Origin of the sequence: Microcystis sp. Msp_OC_L_20101000_S702 (assembly GCF_007095705.1) — a bacterium.
GTDB lineage: Bacteria > Cyanobacteriota > Cyanobacteriia > Cyanobacteriales > Microcystaceae > Microcystis > Microcystis ichthyoblabe_A.
This window is the reverse complement of sequence record NZ_SFBO01000010.1, coordinates 17554-41312: the sequence shown is the minus strand read 5'-3', so window position 1 is coordinate 41312 and position 23759 is coordinate 17554. Positions and strand designations below refer to the sequence as shown.

Here is a 23759-nt window from a genome sequence, read left to right as displayed (position 1 = left end):
CGCGTTGTGAGGTTATTAACGGCTTTGGTCGTTTCTTGTACCTGTTTTTTTAATTCTTCCATCGTGCGATTAGCTTCCTCTCTGCGGCGATCAGCTTCGGCACTGCGGCGATCAGCTTCCTTTTGAAACTCGGCAAATTGGGCCTCAGTTCTTTCAAATAACTTGTAAATATCGGAGATCGTTACAGCGTCTGACATAGGAAGATTCTTCAAGGTTGAGAAGTCTAGTCCCATTCTAGCGACTTGGCCCAGAAGAAATGTCCCTAGCTTCTCATCCGTGTTTTTTCAATCAATTATTGACTATCAACTAATCAGCGATCGCAGTTCAAGGGGAAGGGGTCAAAGGTCAAAAGGCGATCGCGGTCAATGGATAATTATCAACCGAAGCTCATGCGGCCATGGGCTACTATTTTGATCATCAGGAAGAAATTGACCTGGAAATCACCCAAGAATGGGATCAGGTACAAATTAGCATGACGCAAATAGCTAAATCACTTTTTACACCGGGATGAAAGAAGTGACTTTTTCCCCCCCCTTACCCCGAATGCACCCCGTAACTGATATAAGTAGAGATGTAGGTCTATAACCAAAATTGCCGCATCAGTTCGGTTAGGTGACTGTTTTTCGCTTGTCTAGGAGGGTAGATATGCTCAACGAATTAATTTATGAAGGATTAGGTTTAAGTGCTGTTTTCGGAGGACTATTCCTCTGGTCGCGCTCTAGTCTCGTCAGCAAAAATACCGCCCTTTTAGCCGCACAAGCGCAATTACAGCAAAGTAACTCAGATTTGTTGGCTCAAGTCAAGGGTTTAGACGTGGCGCAATCAGAGTTAAAAGACGAAAATCAGCAGCTGCACGCCAAAATCATTCACATAGAACAACATTCCGCCCAATTACAGCACAAAGCTACGGATTTAGAAAATTCTCTCCAGTCCCTCCAGCAAGCTGTGCAAATAGGTGAGAGTGAAATCGAACAACTGAAAACCACCGCTAAGGACATAGAAGCGGAGAAAGCTGGTTTGATGGAGCAGTTAGAGGCAGAAAAAGCCCAAATTACTAGCCTAGAAGCACAAATTCAAACTTTAGAGCAGCAAAAAGGCGAAATTAACCGTCAATTTGATTTGACCAAAAAACAGACCACCTCTCTCTATAGTCAAATTCAGACCCTAGAACAGGATAAAGCTCTCTTACAGCAAGATATAGAAAAAGCCGAGGAATTAAGGGCGAAAGTGGCCGATTTAGAGCATAAAAACCAAGAATTAAGCGATTTAGCCGCCCAAATTCCCAGCTTGCAAGGTCAAATTCAAACCTTAGAACAGAATCTGGCTCACCAAACAGAACAGTATGAGCGAGGACAGCAGGAAATAGCCAGCTTACAGGGTCAAATTACTGGGTTAGAGCAGCAAAAAAAGTCTCTCAGCGAAGATTTAGCCGTAAGTCAAACTCGATCGCTCTCTTTAGGTCAAGAATGCGACAATTTAACTATAAAACTGCAAGAAACCGTCGCTCAAGTGACCGCCATAACCGCCGAAAAGGACAGTCTCGGCGCTCATCTCGAAGCAGCTAAACTGGAGTTACAAGCTTTAGAAGTCCAGAAAGAGGAATTATCGGCAGAATTAACCACTGCTGCCGAAAAAATTGCTGATTTAGAAGGTCAATTACAGGAGTTAACTCAGTTACCCCAACAATTGGCTGATTCTCAGGCAACAATTGCTAATTTAGAAGGGCAATTACAGGAATTAACCCAGTTACCGCAACAGCTAGAAACCTATCGGGAAAATATTTCTAATTTAGAGATTCAACTACATCAATTAAGTGCCGAAAAAGACCAATTAGAAGCCACAACTTCCCGTCATATCGAGGAATTAAGCCAACAAAATCGCCAACTAACTGAAGGTTTAGAAGCCCAAAAAATGGCGGCTAAAGCTTTAGAAAAGGAAAAAATTAAGTTTGAGGGCGAGTTAGCAACTAAGCAAGCAGAAATCGCCGCTTTAGAGGTTAAAATTCAAAACCTACAGCAAGAAAGAGACTATTTCTCTCGACAAACTGCTCCCATTATTACTAATGAACCAGAAGCAATTATTAGTGAAACTCCAGTAGTAGCAGAACCAGAAACCCCCCCGGTGATTGCCAAGGAAACTCCGGTAGTAGCAGCAGAAAAAATCCCGGTTGCCGACACAAGTTTAGAAGTGCAACCAGCAGCAAAGATAGTGCAAACGAGTCAAGAATCCGCAGAAAATCCCCTCAGGGGAAAAACCTTAGTTATACTAGGAACTTTCAGCAAAATCAGTCGCGAGAAAGCGAAATCATTGATTATTAATGTCGGTGGTACTGTTACCGGTTCCCCCAGTGCGAATACTGATTATATTCTCCTCGGTAAAGCTCCCGGTGAGAAACTCAAAAAGGCTCAAAAATTAGGCATTAAAACCCTTTCAGAAGCCCAATTTCTGCAAATGGTAGAATCCTAAATCAGTAATCAGTTATCAGTAATCAGTTATCAGTAATCAGTTCACTGTTTACTGATTACTGTTCACTGAAAATACACCCCACACCCCACACCTCCCTTTCCCTTAATTACCAAAATTATGAGTCAAAAAATTGCCTTTTTAGGATTAGGAGTAATGGGAGCGCCGATGACGGCTAATCTTGTCCGTCAGGGTTTTGCTGTCAATGCTTGGAATCGCACCCCAGAGGCGCCGGGGATAATCATTGCCAGGGCAGCAGGTGCGAACATTTGTTCTAATATTGCCGCCGCCGTCAGGGATGCCGAGATTGTCTTTACCTGCGTCGGGGATGTGCCTGACGTGGAGGCAGTAATTTTAGGACCGGGGGGCGTCATGGAATCGGCAGCAATGGGAACTCTGGTGGTGGATATGAGTACCATTGGCTCTCAAGCCGCTAGGATGATTGGTAAAAAGCTAGAGGAAAATAATCTCCGTTTTCTCGATGCTCCCGTCTCTGGGGGCGATATTGGGGCGAAAAACGGCATTTTAACTATTATGGTGGGAGGGAAAGAAGCGGATTTTCAGACTTGTCTGCCCTGTTTTCAAGCCATGGGCAAAACTATTCGCTGGTGTGGCGAAATCGGCAACGGACAAGCGGTAAAACTCTGTAATCAAGTCTTGGGGGCGGTTCACATGGTGGCGCTGTGTGAGGCTCTAAAAATGGCAAAAATTCAAGGATTAGACCCCAATTTAGTTATAGAAGTCTGTAAAACGGGGGCGGCGGGTTCTTGGGCGTTGGAAAATTTGGGACCAAAAATCCTCGCCCAAGATTTACAGCCAGCTTTTATGATTGAACATATCTTAAAAGATTTGCGATTAGTCAAAGAAACTGCCCAGACAGCCGAGGAAATTCTGCCCGGGACAGATTTAGCAGAAGCTTTATTTAAAGTAGTAGCGGAATTGGACGAAGGTAAGGGAATTAAACAGGGAACCCAAGCGATGATTCGCGCCTACGATTAGGCCTTTTGTTGGCGATAAATATCATCGGTACGGGCAGCCATGATGAAATCATTTTGATGTAATCCCCCCACGTCATGGGTCCACCAAGAAACGGTAACTTTACCCCATTCTGTCAATAAAGCTGGGTGATGGCCTTCTTTTTCCGCCGCTTCTCCCACGGCATTAGTAAAGGCAATTGCCCCTTGAAAATTGTCAAATTTATAGAGTTTTTGCAGACGGGGAATACCCTCGTATTCTAAGAGATTCCAATCGGGAATTTTAGCCTGTAAAGCGGTAATTTCCTCGGCAGTGATAGGAGAAGAACCCGATTGATAAGGTTGACATTTTTGTTGAGCAAGTTCGGTCATAGGGGTATCAATCCAGATTTTTTAAGTAAGTAGTTATAATTAAATTGAAGATAGATTTTGCCTCTGATCCCCCCTGCCCCCCTTTGATAAGGGGGGTGCCGATAGGCGGAGGGATCCCCCCTGCCCCCCTTGATAAGGGGGGTGCCGATAGGCGGGGGGATCCCCCCCGCCCCCCTTGATAAGGGGGGTATCTGACAACTTTTAACACCTACCTACTTACCTTTATTATAGAGGAAAATCCCCCAGAGAAATTTTCTATTCTTCCTCTGACTCTGGAGAACTTACCCAAGGGGTAGAAGATTCGGCAGCTTTCGGGAAAGAAAAAGATTTTTTTGAAGGAGAAGGCAATAATTCCAATTGTCGATTACCGGTTTTATAGCTAGTTTTATTTTTATGCTCTCCCCGTCGTCGTTGGGAGGTTTTTTCCTCCGTGGTATTTTCGGCTATCACTTCATACAAAATCGCCCGTTTATCCTCTTGTTGTCCTTTTCTTAAAACCCGTCCTAAACGCTGAATATATTCCCTAGTGGAACCAGTTCCCGATAAAATAATCGCGATGCGTGCTTCTGGCACATCAACCCCTTCATTGAGAACATGGGAAGTCACCAGAATTTTGTATTCTCCCTGACGAAAACGGGTCAGGATTTCATGGCGTTCTTTCACGGGAGTTTGATGGGTTATGGCAGGTATTAAAAAGCTCTCGGAAATGCGGTAAACTGTGGCATTATCGTTGGTAAAAATTAAAATTGGTTCCGGATGGTGTTCACAGATTAATTCGGCTAAAACCCGCAATTTTCCCTGGGTTCCGGAGGATATTTCCTTCGACTCCCGGTGGGCTAACATCGCCCGGCGCCCTTCGCTACTTCTGGCACTAATCATGACAAAATTTTGCCAACCATCTAAACCAGACAAACTGAGATTATTTTTTCTTAAAAAATCATTGCGAATTTTAATCGCTTCTTGATATTTTTCCTGTTCTTTGGCAGATAGTTTCACTTTAATTTGAATTATTTCATGATCCGCTAGGGCTTTTCCTGACAAGTCTTGGGGACTTTTTTGATAAACAATTGTACCAATAAGATAATCTAAATCCTGATGACTACCATCACCGCGATCTGGTGTTGCTGTTAAGCCTAAACGATAGGGTGCGATCGAATCTTCCGCTATTTTCCGAAAGAAATCCGATGGTAAATGATGACATTCATCAAAAATCAAAAAAGCGTAACGATTGCCAAGAGTTTCTGAATAAATTGCCGCACTTTGATAGGTGGCGATTAAAATAGCACTATTATCCTTAGAACCTCCCCCTAATAATCCCACCTCGGCATCGGGAAAAGCCGCCAACATCTGGGCATACCACTGGTGCATTAAATCAATAGTCGGCACGATAATTAAGGTGCTGCGGGGAGTCGATTGTAGAGCTAATTGGGCAAGATAGGTTTTACCGGCAGCGGTGGGAAGGACGATAACACCCCTTCTCTGGGATTTTTTCCAAGCGATTAACGCTTCCGTTTGGTGGGGGTAGGGTTCCCGTTCAAAACTGGCAATTAATTCTAAATTGTTGAAAGCTTTTGCTTCATCTTGGAAGTTAATGCCCTCCTCCTGTAGAGTTTCCACGAGAGGACGATAATGAATGGCCAAAATGCGAAATCTTTCGATACGATCATCCCAAGTGGCAAAATCTAGCCATTTTTTTCCTTTTGGTGGTGGATGGAGAATTAAGGTTCCTCGCTCATATTTGAGGGTGGGTAAGCGCATTTTTCAGTTATCAGTTATCAGTAAACAGTTATCAGTAAACAGAACGTAGGTTGGATTGAAGCATGAAACCCAACGCCCGCTCATGTTACGCTACCGCTAACCCATCCTACAAATAATTGTGCCTCCCTACTTATCAGTAAACAGTAAACAGTAAACAGTAAACAGTATAAGTGAACTGAAAACTTACATCTGATAACTGATAACTGATAACTGATAACTGATTCAAGGCTGACGGCGGCAAGATAGCTTATCGCTAGATTATATTGATCGGGTTAAAAAAATAGAGTGTGAATTAACACACTCTCAGCATATCGAAACAGCCAAAGTTTGGCAATAGATTAAATCTTTTCGGTTAGCTTAGTCAGAACGCGATTGGAACGTTCCACAAAAGCTTGCATTCCCTCAGCATCAAATCCTTTTTGAGCGATTAAAGCTAAATCATAAACGTGCTGACAGAGCATTTTTGCTAATTGCGCCGATGGAGATTCGCCACTACCGGTAACAATACTTCCCTGACTAATCTGGACAATCTGTTGAATTAGGGGATGATTAGTATTAATCATCAGAATATGTTCTTCGGGGAAAGCCATGGATTTTTGTTGCATCATTGCCGTCATTTCCTGTAAGCGTCGCATCGCTTCTGGAAGTAAGACAATTGCCGGGGGAGTACCTTGGGGATCATCGGATTTCAAGGCTTCAGTTTTGATATTGATGCGGGAATTATCGAGAGCTTTGGCGAAGATTTCTTTGATCAATTCAGCCCGGGTTTTATTACTACCGGGATCGATAATTTCACTAGCTTGATCCTGTTCGAGCAGCGTCGAGTCTAATTCAGAATCAACCCGGGTGAATTTCACATCGGAGTATTCTCTTTCTAGGAAAGGAATAAAGTAATTAGTATCGATGAAAGAATCAAAGAAGAGTATCTCTAACCCTTGATTTTTGTAGAGTTCAACGTAGGTGGATTGGCTACGAGGATCGGTACAGTAAAAAACTCGATTTTCGTGGCGTTCTTTATGGCGTTCTAGGTAGGCTTTGAGAGTAGTATAACCTTCCTGTTCGATCGCTTCTAGGGGAGTTTTCGCCGTTGCTTCTTGCCATGCGTCACCTTCGGCGGTTTGCACTTCCACTTGTACTGTGGTTTCTGGGGGTTTGTAGGTAGTGCGATAGATTAAAATATCTTCTACCTGCTGTTTAAATTTATCCTCTTTCAAGGAACCAAATTTAATAAAGGTTCCCACATCTTCCCAACAACGAATATATTCTTTTGCGTCTTCGTTGTAGAGAGATTTGAGGCGATCAGCAATTTTTTTGGCAATAAAATCGGCAATACGGCGAACGGTACGATCTTTGGTTAAAGCACTTCGAGACACATTTAAAGGAATATCTGGACTATCGATAACTCCTCGCAAGGGCATCAGGAAATCGGGAATAATTTCCTCGCAATGATCGCTGACAAAAACCTGATTACAGAATAACTTTAACTGTCCTTTTGAGACATCTACATCTGGTCTGAGTTTGGGAAAATAAAGAATGCCATTGAGCAAGAAAGGATAATCGGTATTCAGATGTACCCAGAGTAAAGGTTCTTCTTGGAAAGGATAGAGATAACGATAGAATTCTAGGTAGTCTTCTTTCGTCAGATTTTGAGGAGATTCTTTCCATAAAGCTCGTTGTTGATTAATCACTTCCCCATCAATTTTAATGGGAACGGGCATAAAATCCGAGTAGGTTTTGACTAACTGGCGAATGCGGGCAGCTTCTAAATATTCCCCTTCCTCATCCATTAAAGTTAGGGTGATAGTGGTGCCGATTTGGCTGCGGGAAGAATCGGTTAGTTCAAACTCTGGAGAACCATCACAGCACCAATGGACAGGGGTAGCACCTTCCTGATAGGAAAGAGTATCAATCTCTACCTTTTTAGCCACCATAAAAGCCGAATAAAAACCTAGTCCAAAATGACCGATTAAATCGTTGGCTGATTTTTGGTATTTATTGATAAATTCTTCCGCACTGGAAAAGGCAACTTGGTTAATATATTTCTTGATTTCTTCCCCCGTCATCCCGATTCCATTATCGGTAATTGATAGGGTACGATTTTCTTTATCGATGGCGAGATTAATTTCTGGTTCGGGGACTTCTCCTCTCGCTTCTCCTGCTAAGGAAGCCATTTTTAATTTCGAGATGGCATCAACACTATTAGATATCAATTCCCGCAGAAAAATTTCATGGTCAGTGTAGAGGGATTTTTTGATAATAGGGAAGATATTCTCGGTATGAATCGTGATATTACCTTTTTCGAGTACCGTCATACGTTCAATTACTAAGGGCTTGACTATTCTAACTTTTTTATTTTGCTCGATGATGGCAGCATTGATCACAGAGCGATTGCCCAACTTCCTCTAGGGTGATAACCGTACCGATAAAGGGATTTAACGGCAGCGGGGCGATTTCTAGAACTCGAACGCAAAAATCGCGGTTATTGATGACTTTTTGACTTTTACAAGCGGTTGGTTGAGATTTGCCGATTGAGGGGGAATTGCAGTAGCTCTACTGGTCACTTTGCAGATATCCCTCAATCAAAATATCGGGATTGAGATAATTAACCGTGACATTTTCTAACTGTAAAGCTTCGCTCATTAACTGGAAACCTAAATCACCCACAGCAGTAGGTGCCTTGATTCCCCCGATGATTTTGGGCGCGATAAAAGCGATAATTTTTTGTACCATGCCCTCAGCGATCGCTGCCGCACTTAAACCGCCGCCGCACTCCCACAAAACCTGACAAAATCCTCTCTGATAGAGATTTTCCATCACTAAAGTGGGTGTCACCTCGGTGAGTTCGATCACTTCCACGCCTTTTGTTAATAATTGTTGCTGAAGCTTGACATTAGAATCAATTTGTGTATAGACAAGCGTGGGAAATTGACTGGTATCCCAAAGATGGGCCGAGGGAGGTAAATCGAGCGATCGAGTCATGACCACGCGCAGGGGATTATGATCAGAGAGGCCGTGAGTGGTGAGGTGGGGATTATCTTGACGGACAGTGCTACCGCCGACGATAATCGCATCACAAGCCGATCGCAGTCGATGGACTATTTGGCGAGAAGCGGGGCTAGTAATCCAAGTGCTATGACCGGTAGTAGCGGCAATTTTGCCATCGAGAGTCATGGCATATTTGAGAATACCGAAGGGTTTTTTAGCGGTGATGCGATGGATAAAACCCTGATTGAGTTGACGACATTCGGACTCCTCCACTCCCACCAGCGTCTCGATGCCTGCCGATGCTAGTCTTTGAATGCCTTTCCCCGCCACCAGGGGATTAGGATCGATCATCCCCACCACCACTTTTTTAATACCTGCTTGCACAATTGCCTCGCTACAGGGGGGAGTCCGTCCATAGTGGTTACAGGGTTCAAGATTGACGTATAAAGTGGCACCACGAGCTTTTTCTGCTGCCTGTCTCAGGGCGAAAACTTCTGCATGGGGTTGTCCGGCCTCTGGGTGAAAACCTTCGCCGATAATTGTCCCCTCTTGAACAATCACAGAACCCACCAAAGGATTAGGAGAAGTTCGCCCCAAGGCTTGCCTAGCAAGGGTTAGACATCTTTGCATCATTTTGCGATCGAATTCCGTTGCCTGGGCCATGGTTGATTTCTCCAAAGGAGGGGAGACTTTATCAGTGATCAGTAAACAGTAATCAGTGATCAGTGGGAAGCTTTTTTCAGTGTTGCCAAAGGCACGGCGTAGCCGTCCAGTAAACAGTAATCAGTGAACGGAAAACTCACATCTGATAACTGATAACTTCTCTACTATTGTTATTTTAAAGTGAAACGTATCAGAGGATACAGAAATCTCAAATAAAAAAAAACAAAGATCGAAAAACGTTGACTACTCACACATCAAGATAAATCCCTAGCTGTTTGGTCTTCTGAAATGATTGACCTCTGTTCCTAGGATTTAGCGGTTGAACGGACATAATTGCTCGGTAATTATTTTCAAAAGTAATGAATCGACCTACTAACTCAACAAAGTAAACGAATTAACGATGAAACGAATTGCTCGAAAATCTGGGGAACTTGTCGGTTTATTACCGAAAATTAACCCTGTCTGGTTAGCCTGTGTTCCCTTGTCTGCGATTATTTTTGTGGTTTGGAACACAGCCGTACAGGCCCAAGATGCGAAACCCCTAACCCCCGAAGATGTCCAAAACGCCCTTAATACAATCTGGGTTTTGATTGCCGCTATCCTCGTGATCTTTATGAATGCGGGTTTTGCGATGCTAGAAACGGGATTCTGTCGTCAGAAAAACGCCGTTAACGTTCTGGCCAAAAACCTGATCGTTTTCGCCCTCTCCACCATATCATTTTGGGCGATCGGTTTCTCCCTGATGTTTGGGTCTCTCAGTAACGAATTTTTCGGTACAGGAGGCTGGTTCCTTAGCAGTAGCGATCCCGCCACCTACGTTATGCCTGCCTCTTTGCCCACCTCGGTGTTCTTCCTGTTCCAAGTAGCTTTCGCGGGAACGGCGGCAACCATTGTATCTGGGGCGGTGGCAGAACGGATTAAATTCGTCGATTTCCTCGTTTTTAGCTTAATTATCGTCGGTATCATGTACCCGATCACCGGTCACTGGGTTTGGGGTGGCGGTTGGTTAGCTGACCTTGGTTTTAAAGACTTCGCTGGTTCGACGGTGGTTCACTCGGTGGGTGGTTGGTCTGCTTTAACCGGGGCGGCAATTCTCGGCCCGAGAATGGGTAAATACATCAACGGTCGCACCAGTGCCTTACCCGGCCATAACATGAGTATCGCGACCTTGGGTTGTTTAATTCTCTGGATTGGCTGGTTCGGTTTTAACCCCGGCTCTACTTTAGCGGTTAATGAAACTGTACCCTATATCGCTGTCACCACTAACCTCGCCGGGGCTGCAGGTGGCATTGCCGCTACCTTTACCGCTTGGGCGAAAGATGGTAAACCCGACCTTTCGATGATTATTAACGGTATTCTCGCCGGTTTAGTAGCCGTTACTGCCGGTTGTGATGGTGTATCCTATTGGTCGGCGGCAATCATCGGTTTAATTGCCGGTGTAGTCGTGGTTTACTCGGTGTCTTTCTTCGATAACCTGAAAATTGATGACCCGGTGGGTGCGACTTCCGTTCACCTCGTCTGTGGTATGTTTGGAACTTTAGCCGTCGGTATCTTCAACAAAGATGCGGGTTTAATCACCGGTCAATTCCAACTGTTTATTAACCAAATTATCGGAATTGTGGCAGTAGGGGCATTTACCGTGATTGTCAGTGGTATTGTTTGGACAATCCTTAAGGCTACCCTCGGTATTCGTGTTACTCCCGAAGAAGAAATGGAAGGTTTGGATGTGGGTGAACACGGAATGGAAGCCTATAGCGGTTTCGTCAAGGAGTCCGATATCGTTACTGGTGGCTATTATGCTTCCAGTGTTGACATGGAAACGCCCAGCAGTCGTTAGGGTGAACCTTGTAAAGATAGATTAATTAGATCCCCGACAAAGTTAAAGAGAAAAGGAAGAAGGCCTCGCCCCGATGCGATCAGTGGCTATAATTAGCTTCTAAACCTTTTCTCTTTCGGTTTTTTGTCTCTTTCCAGACAGAAAAAATTAATCTTGCTACTAGGCACCAACCGTCAATGAAAAAGATCGTAGGAATAACCATGCTTTTGCTGGGACTGGGATTCAATTTCGGAGTTGCCCCGGTTTTTGCGGAAACCGTCGCCGCCGCTCCCCCCAATCCGATTAGTGCTGGAGATACAGCTTGGATGCTGATCTCGTCGGCTTTAGTTTTATTAATGACCCCCGGACTGGCTTTTTTTTATGGGGGTTTAGTACGTTCGCGTAACGTCCTCAACACCATGATGATGAGTTTGGTAGCCATGGGCGTCATCGGTGTAACTTGGGTGTTTTGGGGTTATAGTCTCGCTTTCGATGTCACCCCGGGTAAAAGTGACTTTGGTGAAGGGATTGAAGCTTTTATCGGTGGTCTGGATTGGATTTTTCTCAACGGAGTCACCGCCGCCGCACCTGACAATATCGGTTATGCACCCACCGTTCCCCATCAAGTGTTTATGGTCTATCAGATGATGTTTGCGATCATCACCCCGGCTTTAATTTCAGGGGCGATCGTGGAACGGGTCAACTTTAAGGCCTATTTTTGGTTTTTACTGCTTTGGTCTACCTTGATCTATTCTCCCCTAGCTCACTGGGTTTGGGGTAAGGGTTGGTTGGCAGCCACTGGGGCGCTGGATTTCGCCGGTGGAACCGTTGTTCACGTTAGTTCCGGGATTTCCGCACTGGTGGCCGCTTGGGTAATCGGTCCGCGGCGTAGTTTTGGAACTCAAACCTATGCACCCCATAATGTGCCGTTTGTTCTCCTCGGTATCGGTTTACTCTGGTTTGGTTGGTTTGGTTTTAATGGGGGTAGCGCACTTTCCTCTAGTTCCCTAGCCACGACAGCTTTTGTTAATACCAGTATCGCCGCTTCGGCTGGGGGTTTGACATGGATGCTGATAGAATGGATTTTACGCGGTAAACCGACGGCGATCGGTATTGCTAGTGGATTTTTGGGGGGATTAGTGGGTATAACTCCCGCTGCCGGCTATGTGCTGCCGATTGGGGCGATTCTGATTGGTTCGATCACTGCCCTTAGTTGTTTTTTTGCGGTTAGTCTCCGAGCAAAATTGCGCTTTGATGACTCTTTGGATACCTATCCCGTCCATGGTGTGGGTGGGACAATAGGGGCAATCCTTACGGGGGTTTTTGCGACTAAATCGGTTAATTCCTTCGGTAATGACGGTTTACTATTTGGCAACCCCGGCTTAGTTTGGACGCAATTTGTTGGCGTTGCCGCTACTTATATCTTTGCTGCCGTGGGTACTTTTGTCATCCTGAAAGTTCTCAGTTTATTCATGGATTTGCGGGTTAAACCGAATACGGAAGCAGAAGGTTTGGATGTGCCTCAACACGGAGAGGAAGCCTACGGACAGGAATTCGAGTTTGGTAGCAGCTTTTCCTACCAAGAAAATCCTCCTAGCACAAATCCTCGAGAAAATTATTAGCGATTCAATCGGCTATCAGTCCGGCTAACAGAGGCGAAATTTCGTCTCTGTGGAACTTGGCTGAACAATCAAAAAAAAAGAACGGGTCTGCTTCTAGATGATACTAAATCTGGTTATTAAAAACTGATTATTTATTCCCCCTTTTGCCTCTTGCCTCTTGCCTCTTGCCTTTCCTGATATGTAGCCTATACTCAACGGATTTAGTGAGATGAGGTTTCAACCCCTCACACATTGCGCCAATACCAGCGAGTAACATCGGTTAAAAACTGTTTGACTCTGGGAGGAGGGGTTATTTTTAATCCTAGCCATTGATAGGGAAGTTCTCCTACTACATGATATTTCTTAGAGATGTTCATATTCGTCGGTAACTCCATTCCCCAGCGTTTAAAACTAGCGGCGCAATTTTCTGTGATTTCACCGCGACTGGTGCTTTCCCCATACACGGCTATATTCTTGTCCACAATTAATTGTCTTTCTCCCACTAACTTTGTAATTCTGAAACTATCCATTTCCTTAGCAACAAATGGTCGATCAGGAAAACTTTCAAAAACTCTTCTCAAAGCTTTTACTTTTATGAATTGATGAGACCAGAGATCCGGGAGAGTATCTGCTTGAGAAAATACCGTTTCTCGTAAAACGACTTGCTTTTTAGGGGTGAGAATCTTGACTCCTTCTTGAATAAATTTGTCGCTTTTAAAGTAACCACCTTTAAGGTGGCGCAGGCAGAGAACTGTTAAGAGATCGGACTCGGTGTTATTGATAACAAAATTGTAGATATCATTAGCTGCCTCTTCTTGAATTCGGATCAGGTAACGATCATCCATGCACCAATAAATCCATTCTTCATCAGGCAAGTCTTTTAAGAGATTTAAAACCGTATCCCTGATCTTGGAACAGTCCATCGGAATTAACTCCACTTTATCGCCATATTTTGCTAAGTTCTCAGGATAATTGTCGTAGGGAACACGAAAAGTAAAAGGATTACTTGGCCACAATTTTTGATAAGTATAAATCATGTGATCAGCAAATTTAATGTACTTATCGCAGGTCAAAACGATCGCTTTCATAAATGATTCTTAATCCTGAATAGTTTTTTAGTTTTAGCTGTTATCCTTACGGAGCGACTAATTATAGGATTATCACCAGCAAATTTACAGCAAAGCTGTCTATTTGTCAATACTTTTGGTATCCTAGTCTTGAAAAAACAGAGAGCGGCACTCAAGAAGGCCGTTTATTCTCTCCATCAACTGGCAATTTTAGCGATTATTACTGACAATAATCAAGAATAACGAATCGAGTTAAGTAGCTGGTTATAATTAAATTAAAAATGGATTTTAGGTTCGATCCCCCCTGCCCCCCTTGATAAGGGGGGTGCCGATAGGCGGGGGGATCTGAAAGTTTTTAATACCTATCTACTTAAGTAGTTATCAAGTCACAAACATTTAAAAAAAGAAATAGGTTTATATTGGGGTAAAATCCAGTTTAGAATGGTCACAAGACCCAGAAAAAAGAAAAAAATTCAACAGAAACTAGCGGAATATTTAAAAATAGCAAAATCTCAATATAGACTCACAGCGATCGCACCATACCAGAATTGAGGGATAACTTTCCCAGGTCCGCAAACCGGAGGGGACAAAACTGGTTTATGCTAGAAAGGGTTACTCTTAACGTAACTTTACAAAGTCATCGATCGCCCACATTTATGGATTGCATCATCAATCGTCGAGCGCGGTTTTCAGCCAGCCATCGCTATTATCTACCAGAATGGGACGAAGCCGAAAATCAAAGACTTTTTGGTCTTGGTAGCCGTTTTCCCGGTCATGGTCACAATTACGAATTATACGTCTCCCTATACAAAGAACTCAATCTTTATGGCATGGTGGAAAATCTCTCCACCGTGAAACAGGTAATTAAACGAGAGATAACCAGTCAATTAGACTACTCCTATCTCAATCAAGTCTGGCCGGAATTTCAGCAAACCCTACCCACCACAGAAAATATCGCTAGAGTTATCTGGCAAAGATTAGCACCCTATTTACCATTGGTCAAAATTCAACTATTTGAACACCCCGAATTGTGGGCAGAATATCAAGGAAAAGATATGGAAGCAACTTTAACTATCAAAACCCATTTTAGCGCCGCCCATCGTTTGGCTTTACCGCAATTAACCCTCGAACAAAACTCGGAAATCTACGGCAAATGCGCCAGGGTAAACGGTCATGGTCATAATTATCACCTAGAAGTATCCGTGGCGGGAGAAATCGATCCCCGCACCGGTATGATTGTGGATCTAGGGGATTTACAAAAAGCGATCGATGAATTGGTAGTAGAACCCTTCGATCATACTTTTTTAAATAAGGATATTCCCTACTTTGCCGAAGTGGTTCCCACCGCGGAAAATATTGCCCTACATATCGCTCAACTATTAGAGGAACCAATCCGCCAATTAGGAGCCGAATTAGATAAAGTTAAACTAATTGAAAGTCCCAATAATTCTGCCGAAATCCACTGCCGTGGTTCGGTTCAAGCTCCCCGACAACTTCTAGAAAAAACCCTGACAGCCGTTTAATTGCCTGTTGGTTAAGGTGATTAGGGTGAGCATGGCTCACCCTGATGGATTTAATTAAACCCTAGTTAAACACTTCTCGCCATCCTCGCTTTCCTTTGCTTTGGCGCAAGGGAGAGGCTAAATCGACAATTTTCTCCAGCAGTTTCGGGGCCAATTTTTGACACCAAAGAGCTAGATGACTTTGCCAACCGACGACAATTTCCGTTTTTTCCCTATTTAACCCGGTAATTAGGGTTTGGGCGACTTCTTCGGCGCTCATCGGCTTTAACCATCGAAATAACTGCAATTCTCGCACCATATCCGTATCGGTTAAAGAGGGTAAGAGGGTGACAACTTTGATGTTGTGTTCCCGTAATTCCGACCTGAGAGCCTGACTAAAACCCAAAATGGCAAATTTGGTGGCTGAGTAGGTAGCGAAGCTAGGAGCGGCAATTTTACCCATCATGCTGGAAACATTGACGATGGTTCCCTGTCCCCGAATTGCCATCCGGCGGGCAATTAAGCGAGTGACCGTGTACATGGCCATCAGATTTAAAGATATTTCTGCTTGCACTTGCGAAAATTGCGATCGCAGAAAGGGGGTTTGATGGGCAATACCGGCACAGTTAACGAGGATATCAATGCCACGACATTCTTGCCAAACGCGGATAATTGAAGGACTAACAAGGTCATTTTCGGTTAAATCTAGGGCTAAAGGTGTGGCAATGACCCCTAGAGACTCAATTTCTTTGGCTAGTTTGTCTAATCGCTCTTGATCTCTGGCAAGAATCACAATTCTGCTTAAACCTTGTCGGGCTAATTCTAAGGCGATCGCTCGTCCAATGCCCCGGGATGCCCCCGTGACTAGGGCTGTTTTTCCCTGTAATTTCATGATCAAACTCCTGTTTTAAGCAACAGTACAGAAATTTATTGGTTTTGCTTCTGAAATCTTTGATTTGTGCATCTATGCCCTACATAAGTAGCGAAGCAATCGGGGGATAGATGGATAGGTTAGGGTGCATGGGATTTTTCCTCCTTCAAAGCGCACTCTTGAACCCACGGTAACAGTTGTCTTTACAAACAGCAATCTTTTTTAACACTTTTCCGCAAAATCACTCGATCGGATGAACGCTCAGGGTGATCCTCAATCCTATGGAAGGGGAGCAGGGAGAGGGGAGAGGTAGGGTTGATTCATGAATCAACCCTACTATGAATCAACCCTAGGGGAGAGGGGCAGCAGAAAAAAAAATTGTGGTTCCACCCTATTGTTGATCTCAATTTAGGTGTTCAATGTCGGTAATAATCGGTAGAATCACCGTGATCTTTGTGCCTTTTCCTTCCTCACTTTCTATGTAAATTTGTCCTTTGTGCGCTTCCACACAGCGTCCGACAATGGCTAATCCTAATCCCGTTCCTTGAATATTATCGACATTGCTACCGCGATAAAAAGGTTTAAATAAATTTTCTTGATTTTTGCTGGGAATACCAATGCCTCGATCGATAATTTTAAAGACTACCTGCTCGGATTCGACAATAATCTTAAATTCTACGGGGTTTCCCTGTGGTGAATATTTGATAGCATTTCCCAGTAAATTTGTCAAGATATGTTTAATTAAATTAACATCCCAAAGTCCTCTTTCTAAGCTGCCCTCAATTTGGAAAATAATTGCCGATTGTTTTTCTGGCTTAACCATAAAAGATTCTACCAATTTCTGACAATAATCGAGCAAATCCACCGGATCAAATTGACAGTATAATCTCCCGGAATCGGCCCTACCAATTAATAACACTTCTGTGAGCAATTGATCCATGTCTTTAATGGCCGATCGAATCATGCGAAAATAGCTAACTTGCTGATCTTTTGTCAACCGATCGCGACTTTCTTCTAATAATCCAGCCGAGAGTAAAATTTTATTTAAAGGATTGCGAAAATCGTGAGATAACATGGAAACAAATTCAGTTTTTAACTGATTTAATTCCTGAGCTTTTTCCAGTTGATTAGTGCGTTCAATCACGCTCATTTTTAAAGCTTCGTTCGATTCTCGTAAAGCTTCCTCCATCTGTTTTCGCTCGATCGCATAACATAGCGATCGAGTTAAAATTTCTAAACTTACTTCTCTTTTAATTAAATAATCCTGCGCTCCCTGACGTAGTGCTGCCAAAGCTAAATTATCATCATTAGTATTAGTTAAAACCACGATTGGTAATTTCGGAGCCGTAATTAAAAGGGGAGCTAAGGATTCCAAATCCTGACTATCTGGTAAAGTTAGATCTAATAAAATTACATCAAAATTTGTTTGTTTTAAAAGAGAAATTGCCTCCGATAATCTTGACACATTAACCAGATGAAATTCTTTTTTTTCATTACCCTTAAGAATTTCCTTTAATAATCGAGCTTCGGCTAAATTATCCTCGATTAAAAGAACTTTTATATCCTGCGAGAGTCCCATTGTTTAATCAAGAGTTAAAGAGATTTGGGAAGTTAGGAAGTGGGGTGTGGGGTGTGGGGTATAGGGTGTAGGGTGTAGGGTGTGGGGAGAATAAAGCTGCCTCCTGCCTCCTGCCTCCTGACGACCGACTCCTGATAACTGATAACTGATCACTGATAACTGATCACTGATAATGATTCACTCCCCAGGTAAAGTAGCGGTTTCTAACCAAAAAGCCTCGATATTTTTGACAATTTTGAACAAATCGTTGAGATTGCGCGACTTGGTTATATAACAATTAACGTGCAGTTCATAGCTATAAAAAATATCCTCCTCGTTGCGAGAAGTGGTTAAAACCACCACAGGAATTCTTTTTAAACTGGGATCGTTTTTGATTTCCGCTAATACCTCCCGTCCGTCTTTTCTTGGCAAATTCAGATCGAGAAGAATCAGATTAGGACGAGGAGAATCGATATACTCCCCTTCTCGACGCAGATAATCCATAGCGTTGACACCATCCCTAACGATAACTAATTCATGCGGGACGGTGCTAGTTTTTAATGCCTCTTGGATGAGGCGAATATCAGCTTTACTGTCCTCCACTAATAAGATAATTTTGTGTGGCACGTCCTCGCCAGCGCTCACGCTCGTTACCTCCTAGGGGAATTGTAAAATAGAAAACCGCTCCTTCACCTAATTGGGATTCTACCCAAATTCGTCCGCGATGACACTCGATAATTTTCTTACAAATCGCCAAACCCATGCCTGTGCCAGGGTACTCGTCGCGGGTGTGCAGTCGTTGGAAAATTACGAAAATGCGTTCGGAAAATCGGGGATCGATGCCAATTCCATTATCGCTGATAGAGAACAGCCATTCCTCCTCTTGACGTTGAGCAGCAATATGAATAGTGGGAGTCGCTTTTCCTCGGAATTTAATGGCATTACCGATGAGATTTTGGAACAATTGCATTAACTGGGTTTTATCTGCCATGACAATTGGCAAAGGATCAACGGTGATTATAGCTTGACTTTCCTGAATTCTCCCTTTCAGGTTAGCGAGAGCTTTTTCCAGTGCCAGATTAGCATCGATGGTATTAAACTCTACCGCCTGCATATCCACTTTTGAGTAAGCCAGCACATCATCTATTAATGTTTGCATCAAGCTGACACCTTCGACGGCAAAAGTAATAAATTCTTTAGCATCTTCGTCCAGTTCTTCGGTGTAGCGCATTTCTAGCAACTGCACATAGTTGGCGACTTGATTGAGGGGTTCCTGTAAATCGTGGGAAGCGACGTAGGCGAATTTTTTTAATTCGGCGTTTGATAGTTCCAAATCCCGCGCTAAACGTGCCAACTCATCCGCTTGTTTTAAGATGATATTGACGATCGCTTTTCGTAATTCTAGTGCGGCGTTAATTTCTACCGCTTTCCAGGGTAAAGATTTGAGGCGAACGGTTTCTTTCCAGAGGGAGAAAGATTTACGCGGACAGAGACGAATATTACCATCTATGGCAGTCGTTTCGATCGCTTTACCCGGATCACCACCCCAGTTCACGGTTTGAATTACTTCCGGACGAAACCAGAGGAGATAATTACGTTTAGAAATGGGAATTGCTAGTAAACCACTGGCAATGTCTTTAAACTTACCCGCATCGGCATAAATTCGCGGTAAGGAATTGGTATAGTAAACATCTTCATGGACGTTTTTTTCTAGCCAAGTAATCAGATAGTTTAGTTCTTCTTCGCTCGGTGTTACTCCAATTAAGGTATAGTTACCACCTAAGCAAATAGCGGCTCCCGTGGCTTTAGTTAGATCGAGCAGATTCGGTTTATGGGCAATTAATCCATCAATAAAGTTATTAGCTTCCGCCATATAATCGATTAATTGCGATTGCACAAAGCTTAATTTTACTCGATAGTCATAATCCTCGGTTTCTTCCCGTGCCGATATTTCCGAGAAAATTACTCTTCCTAAGAACTCACAAGCTTTACGCAGTTCGTAGGGTACATATTTAGGGGTGCGGTGATGACAGGCAATAATGCCCCAGAGACGTTTATTTTCAATCAGAGAAATGGTTAGAGATGCTCCCACTCCCATATTATGCAGGTATTCTAAATGACAGGGAGAAGCACTTCTAAGACTGGACAGGGTTAAATTTAAGGGTTGTTGAGTTTCGGGGTGAAGACTAGGCACTAGATCGACGGGTTCAGAGGTAGCATCGGGAATCTGTCGAATCCAATTAGCACTTAATAAATTTCGTGCCGGGAGAGGGATATCGGAAGCGGGATAACGTAAACCGAGATAGGGTTCTAGTTGCTCTATTTTGTCTTCTGCTATCACATCACCGTTATCTTCTTCGTCGAATTTGTATAACATAACTCGATCGAATCCTGTCATTTTTCTGACTTCTTTAACGATGATATTACAGAAATCTTTCAGGCTACGGGTAGCTTCAAGTTTATCGATCGAAGTTTTGGCTAGGTGATAGAATCTCAGGAAAGGAATGTTTTCATAGGAAATAGCTGGTTCTAACTCTAAAATCAGCATTTGTTCGGCGTTGCGGTGAAAAATAGCATCAAAGACGGCAAAATCATCCCCTTTAACCCGCGCCCAAATTTTGGCAGGATTGAGAGCATCAAAATCGTTATTTTCTATGGCTGATTTTAGAGGATCGATCTGAAAGGGATCGAAGATTTCCTCTAGGGTTTTACCGATAATTTCCCCCGGAGAAATGCCCAATAAACTGCGGCTATTACTGCTAGTTTGGCTGACTTTTAGCTCCGGTTCGCTGAGAACTAAAAGCACCCCGTGCGGTTGAATTCGGTTATAGAGATGGATTGGTTCCCGTTCGATCGAAGTTGGGTTAATTGTCTCGGTTATAACTTCCATGTGTATTTCTCCCAGAGGATTTTTGCCAAGTTGAAAACTCTTTGTTTATTAAAACTATTTCTTCTCACTTTCAGGGGGCGATCAAGAATAAATTTACTTCTCTTAATACTAGGCCATCAAAAGTAATAAAACTTTAATTAATCAGTTATCTATCGATCGAGCAGTTCTGTTCAGTTCCCTTTATTATAATCAGTTTTTCTCTGAGAATCTATGGTAATTTGTTAAGAATTAAGAGTTAATGTTACAAAGGAAGGATAATTCTTAATAAAAATATACGGTAGTTAAGGGGTTTCAGACCCAAAAATTTCCAGGAACGCACCCTAGAAAAGTAGGCGATATCGTACTGTAATTATACAATTGATAAGCAAGAACAAATTCAAGAGATAAATTAGTAAACTTGATCGTGTTTTCCAATATCAACTATAACAATTAAAGTTTCTCCTGAATCAGTATCTTGACGAAAAGTAAAAATAATACGGCAATCGTAACTAACAGAACATGACCAATAACCTTCTAATCTACCTGTCAGCTTATGAGATTTTAAAGAAGGGGTAAAGGGATTATCTTCTAACAAATGTAGAACCTCTGATACCTTGCTTTGTAGTTGAGGATTTTTGCTGATTAAGCGTTGAAAAGCTCTTTTAAAGCTTTTGTCAGCAACTAATTTCATTCTTCTTCATCCTCTAACAAATAAGCCATTATCTCTTCAGCACTGCCTTTTTTTGCTGTTCCCATTGCTAAAGATTTTAAGGTTTCTTCGCCATTTTTAGCCATCTCCTCCCGGCGTTTCTCAATGCGTCTTTTACGAATTAGCTCAAACAAATAATCTTGGTCTTCAATGGATAGACTCTCTACCGATTCGATCAGATCTTGAAAAAATGCGATACTCATTAAAGTTTACCCCTGTTAGTTAACTTTTTTTCCTGATATGTTATCACAATATAGTCAAGTAGGGTGCGTTAGGCAATCCCTTGTTTTTAGGGAAAAAATCAAGAGCTAAATATCGCCGTAACGCACCACACAGAAAGGTTTTTGGTGCGTTACTACTGGATGTTTCAGCAGTTAAGTAGGGTGCGTCAGACAATCCCTTGTTTTTAGGGAAAAAATCAAGAGCTAAATATTACCGTAACGCACCACAAAGAAAAGTGTTTGGCTACTTTTATAAGCCGCTATGACGGAGGAGAGGCTCGGTACTAGGTTCGCGACCGCGGAAAGCTTTAAAAACATTCATAGGATGGGAACTTCCCCCCATAGCTAAGACAGTATCGCGAAAACGGCGACCGATCGCTTTCACTGCTTCTTCGTTATCTAATCCTACTTCCTCGAAAGCGGCAAAAGCATCGGCACTGAGAACTTCTGCCCATTTATAACTATAGTAACCCGCCGCATAACCGCCAGCGAAAATATGTCCAAAAGAACACAAGAAAGCATCTTCTGGTAGAGGAGGAATTATCGTCGTCGTCGCCGCTAAACGCTGTCTGACTTGTTTAGGAGTTTCGCCGCCATTGGGTTGATAACGATGGTGTAATTCCAAATCTACTAAAGACAAATGTAGCTGACGCAGCATAGCCGAACCGCTCATATAATTCTTAGCTAGGAGCAGTTTTTGGTAGTAATGTTCGGGGAGAGTTTCACCGGTTTCGTAGTGTTTGGCCATACTCATTAAAGTAGGGCGATCATAACACCAATTTTCCATAAATTGACTGGGCAATTCCACCGCATCCCACTCAACGTTACTAATACCCGCTGCGCCGGAATAGTCCACAGTGGTTAACATATGCTGTAAACCGTGGCCAAATTCGTGAAATAGGGTAGTTACCTCCTCAAAGGTCATTAAACTGGGGTTTCCGTCCACTGGAGGCGTTTGATTGCAGATTAAATAAGCCACAGGTAAACGCACCTCGGTGCCGGTTTTGGCGCGACCGATACAGACATCCATCCAAGCGCCGCCGCGTTTTTCGGCGGGACGACTGTAGGCATCGAGGTAGAAATAGGCGATTTTTTCGCCCTTTTCGTCATTAATCTGGAAATAACGCACATCGGGATGCCAGATAGGTGCTTTACCGTCGGCGGCGATAATTTCTACCCCAAAAATCCGTTTAGCGAGGCTAAATAGGCCTTCTAAAACCCGTGGTAGGGGGAAATAGGGGCGTAATTCCTCGGCACTAAAGTTAAACTTGGCCTGACGCTGTTTTTCTGACCAATAGGCTATATCCCAATGCTTGAGATCGTCGGTTCCCGCAAAAGTTTTTAAGGCCTCTAAATCCTGTTTTGCCGCTTCATAGCTTACTTGGCGTAAATTGTCAAGCAATTTCTCGATTTCATCCACAGAATTGGCCATTTTCCTGGCAAGACTGACCTCGGCGTAGGTACTATAACCTAGAAGATGGGCCTGTTCCTGACGAAGTTGCAAAATGCGATCGATTAAGGGATTATTATCCAATTCTCCCAGATCGGCCCGACTAACGTAGGCTTTATAGAGTTTTTCGCGCAATTCCCGATTATCGCTGTACTTCATAAAGGGGAAATAACTGGGAAAATCGAGGGTAATCACCCAGGGGCCGGTTTCGGTGCTGGCGTTAGTTTCTCCTTGAGTGCGGGCGGTTTGGGCGGCTAAACTAAGGAGACTAGCGGGTAAACCGCCGATATCTTCTGGGGTTGTTAGTTTCAGTTGAAAAGCTTTGGTGGCATCGAGGAGGTTATTAGAAAATTTCGTGGTGATTTCCGCTAATTCCAGTTGAATTGCGTTAAATCTGTCTTTTTTCTCCCCTACCAATCCCACCCCGGCCAATTGGGCATCCCGCAGGGAAGCTTCGACAATGCGCTGTTGTGCCTCGTCTAATTGCCCCCAGCTTTCCCCTTGACGCAGGGACAAAAATGCTTCATAAATGGGTTTACTTTGGCTTAAACGGCTAATAAACTCGACTACCTGTGGTTGTACGGTTTCGTAAGCTTGACGCAATTCCGGGCTATTTTTTACCCCCATCAGATGACCGATAATCCCCCAACTCCAGCTTAAACGTTCTTCGATCCGGGTGAGGGGTTCGACTAATTTTTCCCAGGTGGGGGTAATCTGCGCTTCTAGTTCGGTTAATTCTCTGGCCAGTTCCTGCAAAAGTTGCGTCATCCCAGGGACAATCAGGCCGGGTTGGATTTGGTCAAAAGCCGGTAATCCTTGACCGGCAAGCAGCGGGTTACTGGTGTTCGTCATAATTGTTGGTCTGGAAGGGTGGGTAATC

Annotated in this window: 17 protein-coding genes and 1 pseudogene; 5 read left to right on the top strand and 13 right to left on the bottom strand. The window is 43.4% G+C overall.

Going from position 1 to position 23759, the window contains the following annotated elements:
* A pseudogene (locus EWV60_RS00930) lies at positions 1 to 197 on the bottom strand (DUF3782 domain-containing protein); the annotation flags it as partial.
* A 448-nt stretch (positions 198 to 645) separates the two neighbouring features.
* On the opposite strand from EWV60_RS00930, the gene EWV60_RS00925 reads away from it, so the two are divergent.
* Positions 646 to 2466 (top strand): BRCT domain-containing protein, encoded by a 1821-nt coding sequence (locus EWV60_RS00925; RefSeq protein ID WP_287230306.1) that lies wholly within the window; start codon positions 646 to 648, stop codon positions 2464 to 2466.
* A 117-nt stretch (positions 2467 to 2583) separates the two neighbouring features.
* On the top strand, positions 2584 to 3462 hold the full coding sequence (locus EWV60_RS00920) for an NAD(P)-dependent oxidoreductase (protein WP_287230305.1): 879 nt from the start codon (positions 2584 to 2586) through the stop codon (positions 3460 to 3462).
* Here EWV60_RS00920 and EWV60_RS00915 read toward each other — a convergent pair.
* From EWV60_RS00915 to ribD, 4 genes are all read right to left on the bottom strand, one after another.
* Positions 3459 to 3809 (bottom strand): 4a-hydroxytetrahydrobiopterin dehydratase, encoded by a 351-nt coding sequence (locus EWV60_RS00915; RefSeq protein ID WP_002777452.1) that lies wholly within the window; start codon positions 3807 to 3809, stop codon positions 3459 to 3461. The two genes, EWV60_RS00920 and EWV60_RS00915, sit on opposite strands and share 4 nt — an antisense overlap.
* Before the next feature lie 255 nt (positions 3810 to 4064).
* Complete coding sequence (locus EWV60_RS00910) at positions 4065 to 5567, bottom strand: DEAD/DEAH box helicase (protein WP_287230302.1); 1503 nt, start codon at positions 5565 to 5567, stop codon at positions 4065 to 4067.
* A 338-nt stretch (positions 5568 to 5905) separates the two neighbouring features.
* Positions 5906 to 7879: a molecular chaperone HtpG gene (gene htpG / locus EWV60_RS00905; protein ID WP_287230310.1), complete on the bottom strand. Its 1974-nt coding sequence runs from the start codon at positions 7877 to 7879 to the stop codon at positions 5906 to 5908.
* Positions 7880 to 8117: 238 nt separating this feature from the next.
* The gene (gene ribD / locus EWV60_RS00900) at positions 8118 to 9215 is read right to left on the bottom strand and encodes a bifunctional diaminohydroxyphosphoribosylaminopyrimidine deaminase/5-amino-6-(5-phosphoribosylamino)uracil reductase RibD (protein ID WP_287230300.1); all 1098 of its coding nucleotides are present in this window, start codon (positions 9213 to 9215) and stop codon (positions 8118 to 8120) included.
* Between the two features lie 400 nt (positions 9216 to 9615).
* Here ribD and EWV60_RS00895 point away from each other — a divergent pair, with 400 nt between their 5' ends.
* Together EWV60_RS00895 and EWV60_RS00890 are read left to right on the top strand one after the other, a co-directional pair.
* Positions 9616 to 11052 (top strand): ammonium transporter, encoded by a 1437-nt coding sequence (locus EWV60_RS00895; RefSeq protein WP_287230299.1) that lies wholly within the window; start codon positions 9616 to 9618, stop codon positions 11050 to 11052.
* A 176-nt stretch (positions 11053 to 11228) separates the two neighbouring features.
* A complete protein-coding gene (locus tag EWV60_RS00890; protein WP_287230296.1) occupies positions 11229 to 12653 on the top strand; it encodes an ammonium transporter in 1425 nt (474 codons plus the stop codon).
* 224 nt (positions 12654 to 12877) lie between these two features.
* On the opposite strand, the gene EWV60_RS00885 is transcribed toward EWV60_RS00890, so the two are convergent.
* Positions 12878 to 13720: a hypothetical protein gene (locus EWV60_RS00885; RefSeq protein ID WP_002794508.1), complete on the bottom strand. Its 843-nt coding sequence runs from the start codon at positions 13718 to 13720 to the stop codon at positions 12878 to 12880.
* Between the two features lie 635 nt (positions 13721 to 14355).
* On the opposite strand from EWV60_RS00885, the gene EWV60_RS00880 reads away from it, so the two are divergent.
* Positions 14356 to 15222, top strand: a complete 867-nt coding sequence (locus EWV60_RS00880) for a 6-pyruvoyl trahydropterin synthase family protein (RefSeq protein WP_002777480.1) — start codon at positions 14356 to 14358, stop codon at positions 15220 to 15222.
* Positions 15223 to 15283: 61 nt separating this feature from the next.
* Here the strand turns inward: EWV60_RS00880 and EWV60_RS00875 are convergent, their stop codons facing one another.
* The 7 genes from EWV60_RS00875 to EWV60_RS00845 all read right to left on the bottom strand — a co-directional run bounded on the left by EWV60_RS00875 (position 15284) and on the right by EWV60_RS00845 (position 23731).
* Complete coding sequence (locus EWV60_RS00875; protein WP_103111086.1) at positions 15284 to 16093, bottom strand: SDR family NAD(P)-dependent oxidoreductase; 810 nt, start codon at positions 16091 to 16093, stop codon at positions 15284 to 15286.
* Positions 16094 to 16475: 382 nt separating this feature from the next.
* Positions 16476 to 17651: a hybrid sensor histidine kinase/response regulator gene (locus tag EWV60_RS00870; RefSeq protein WP_069473898.1), complete on the bottom strand. Its 1176-nt coding sequence runs from the start codon at positions 17649 to 17651 to the stop codon at positions 16476 to 16478.
* Between the two features lie 177 nt (positions 17652 to 17828).
* Positions 17829 to 18275 (bottom strand): response regulator, encoded by a 447-nt coding sequence (locus tag EWV60_RS00865; RefSeq protein ID WP_002777485.1) that lies wholly within the window; start codon positions 18273 to 18275, stop codon positions 17829 to 17831.
* A complete protein-coding gene (locus tag EWV60_RS00860) occupies positions 18220 to 20520 on the bottom strand; it encodes a sensor histidine kinase (RefSeq protein ID WP_287230288.1) in 2301 nt (766 codons plus the stop codon). Before EWV60_RS00860 ends, EWV60_RS00865 begins: the two co-directional genes overlap by 56 nt.
* A gap of 388 nt (positions 20521 to 20908) precedes the next feature.
* Positions 20909 to 21190, bottom strand: a complete 282-nt coding sequence (locus EWV60_RS00855) for a type II toxin-antitoxin system RelE/ParE family toxin (protein WP_004163338.1) — start codon at positions 21188 to 21190, stop codon at positions 20909 to 20911.
* The gene (locus tag EWV60_RS00850) at positions 21187 to 21411 is read right to left on the bottom strand and encodes a hypothetical protein (RefSeq protein WP_002744271.1); all 225 of its coding nucleotides are present in this window, start codon (positions 21409 to 21411) and stop codon (positions 21187 to 21189) included. The genes EWV60_RS00855 and EWV60_RS00850 overlap by 4 nt, the downstream gene beginning before the upstream one ends.
* Positions 21412 to 21679: 268 nt before the next feature.
* Positions 21680 to 23731, bottom strand: a complete 2052-nt coding sequence (locus tag EWV60_RS00845) for a M3 family metallopeptidase (protein WP_287230284.1) — start codon at positions 23729 to 23731, stop codon at positions 21680 to 21682.
* Positions 23732 to 23759: the final 28 nt, after the last annotated feature.

What these genes read in the sequence shown, in the direction of transcription:
- EWV60_RS00925 (WP_287230306.1), top strand. Translation starts at nt 646, where the DNA reads ATGCTCAACGAATTAATTTATGAAGGATTAGGTTTAAGTGCTGTTTTC.
- EWV60_RS00920 (WP_287230305.1), top strand. Translation starts at nt 2,584, where the DNA reads ATGAGTCAAAAAATTGCCTTTTTAGGATTAGGAGTAATGGGAGCGCCG.
- EWV60_RS00915 (WP_002777452.1), bottom strand. Translation starts at nt 3,809, where the DNA reads ATGACCGAACTTGCTCAACAAAAATGTCAACCTTATCAATCGGGTTCT.
- EWV60_RS00910 (WP_287230302.1), bottom strand. Translation starts at nt 5,567, where the DNA reads ATGCGCTTACCCACCCTCAAATATGAGCGAGGAACCTTAATTCTCCAT.
- htpG (WP_287230310.1), bottom strand. Translation starts at nt 7,879, where the DNA reads ATGACGGTACTCGAAAAAGGTAATATCACGATTCATACCGAGAATATC.
- ribD (WP_287230300.1), bottom strand. Translation starts at nt 9,215, where the DNA reads ATGGCCCAGGCAACGGAATTCGATCGCAAAATGATGCAAAGATGTCTA.
- EWV60_RS00895 (WP_287230299.1), top strand. Translation starts at nt 9,616, where the DNA reads ATGAAACGAATTGCTCGAAAATCTGGGGAACTTGTCGGTTTATTACCG.
- EWV60_RS00890 (WP_287230296.1), top strand. Translation starts at nt 11,229, where the DNA reads ATGAAAAAGATCGTAGGAATAACCATGCTTTTGCTGGGACTGGGATTC.
- EWV60_RS00885 (WP_002794508.1), bottom strand. Translation starts at nt 13,720, where the DNA reads ATGAAAGCGATCGTTTTGACCTGCGATAAGTACATTAAATTTGCTGAT.
- EWV60_RS00880 (WP_002777480.1), top strand. Translation starts at nt 14,356, where the DNA reads ATGGATTGCATCATCAATCGTCGAGCGCGGTTTTCAGCCAGCCATCGC.
- EWV60_RS00875 (WP_103111086.1), bottom strand. Translation starts at nt 16,093, where the DNA reads ATGAAATTACAGGGAAAAACAGCCCTAGTCACGGGGGCATCCCGGGGC.
- EWV60_RS00870 (WP_069473898.1), bottom strand. Translation starts at nt 17,651, where the DNA reads ATGGGACTCTCGCAGGATATAAAAGTTCTTTTAATCGAGGATAATTTA.
- EWV60_RS00860 (WP_287230288.1), bottom strand. Translation starts at nt 20,520, where the DNA reads ATGGAAGTTATAACCGAGACAATTAACCCAACTTCGATCGAACGGGAA.
- EWV60_RS00855 (WP_004163338.1), bottom strand. Translation starts at nt 21,190, where the DNA reads ATGAAATTAGTTGCTGACAAAAGCTTTAAAAGAGCTTTTCAACGCTTA.
- EWV60_RS00850 (WP_002744271.1), bottom strand. Translation starts at nt 21,411, where the DNA reads ATGAGTATCGCATTTTTTCAAGATCTGATCGAATCGGTAGAGAGTCTA.
- EWV60_RS00845 (WP_287230284.1), bottom strand. Translation starts at nt 23,731, where the DNA reads ATGACGAACACCAGTAACCCGCTGCTTGCCGGTCAAGGATTACCGGCT.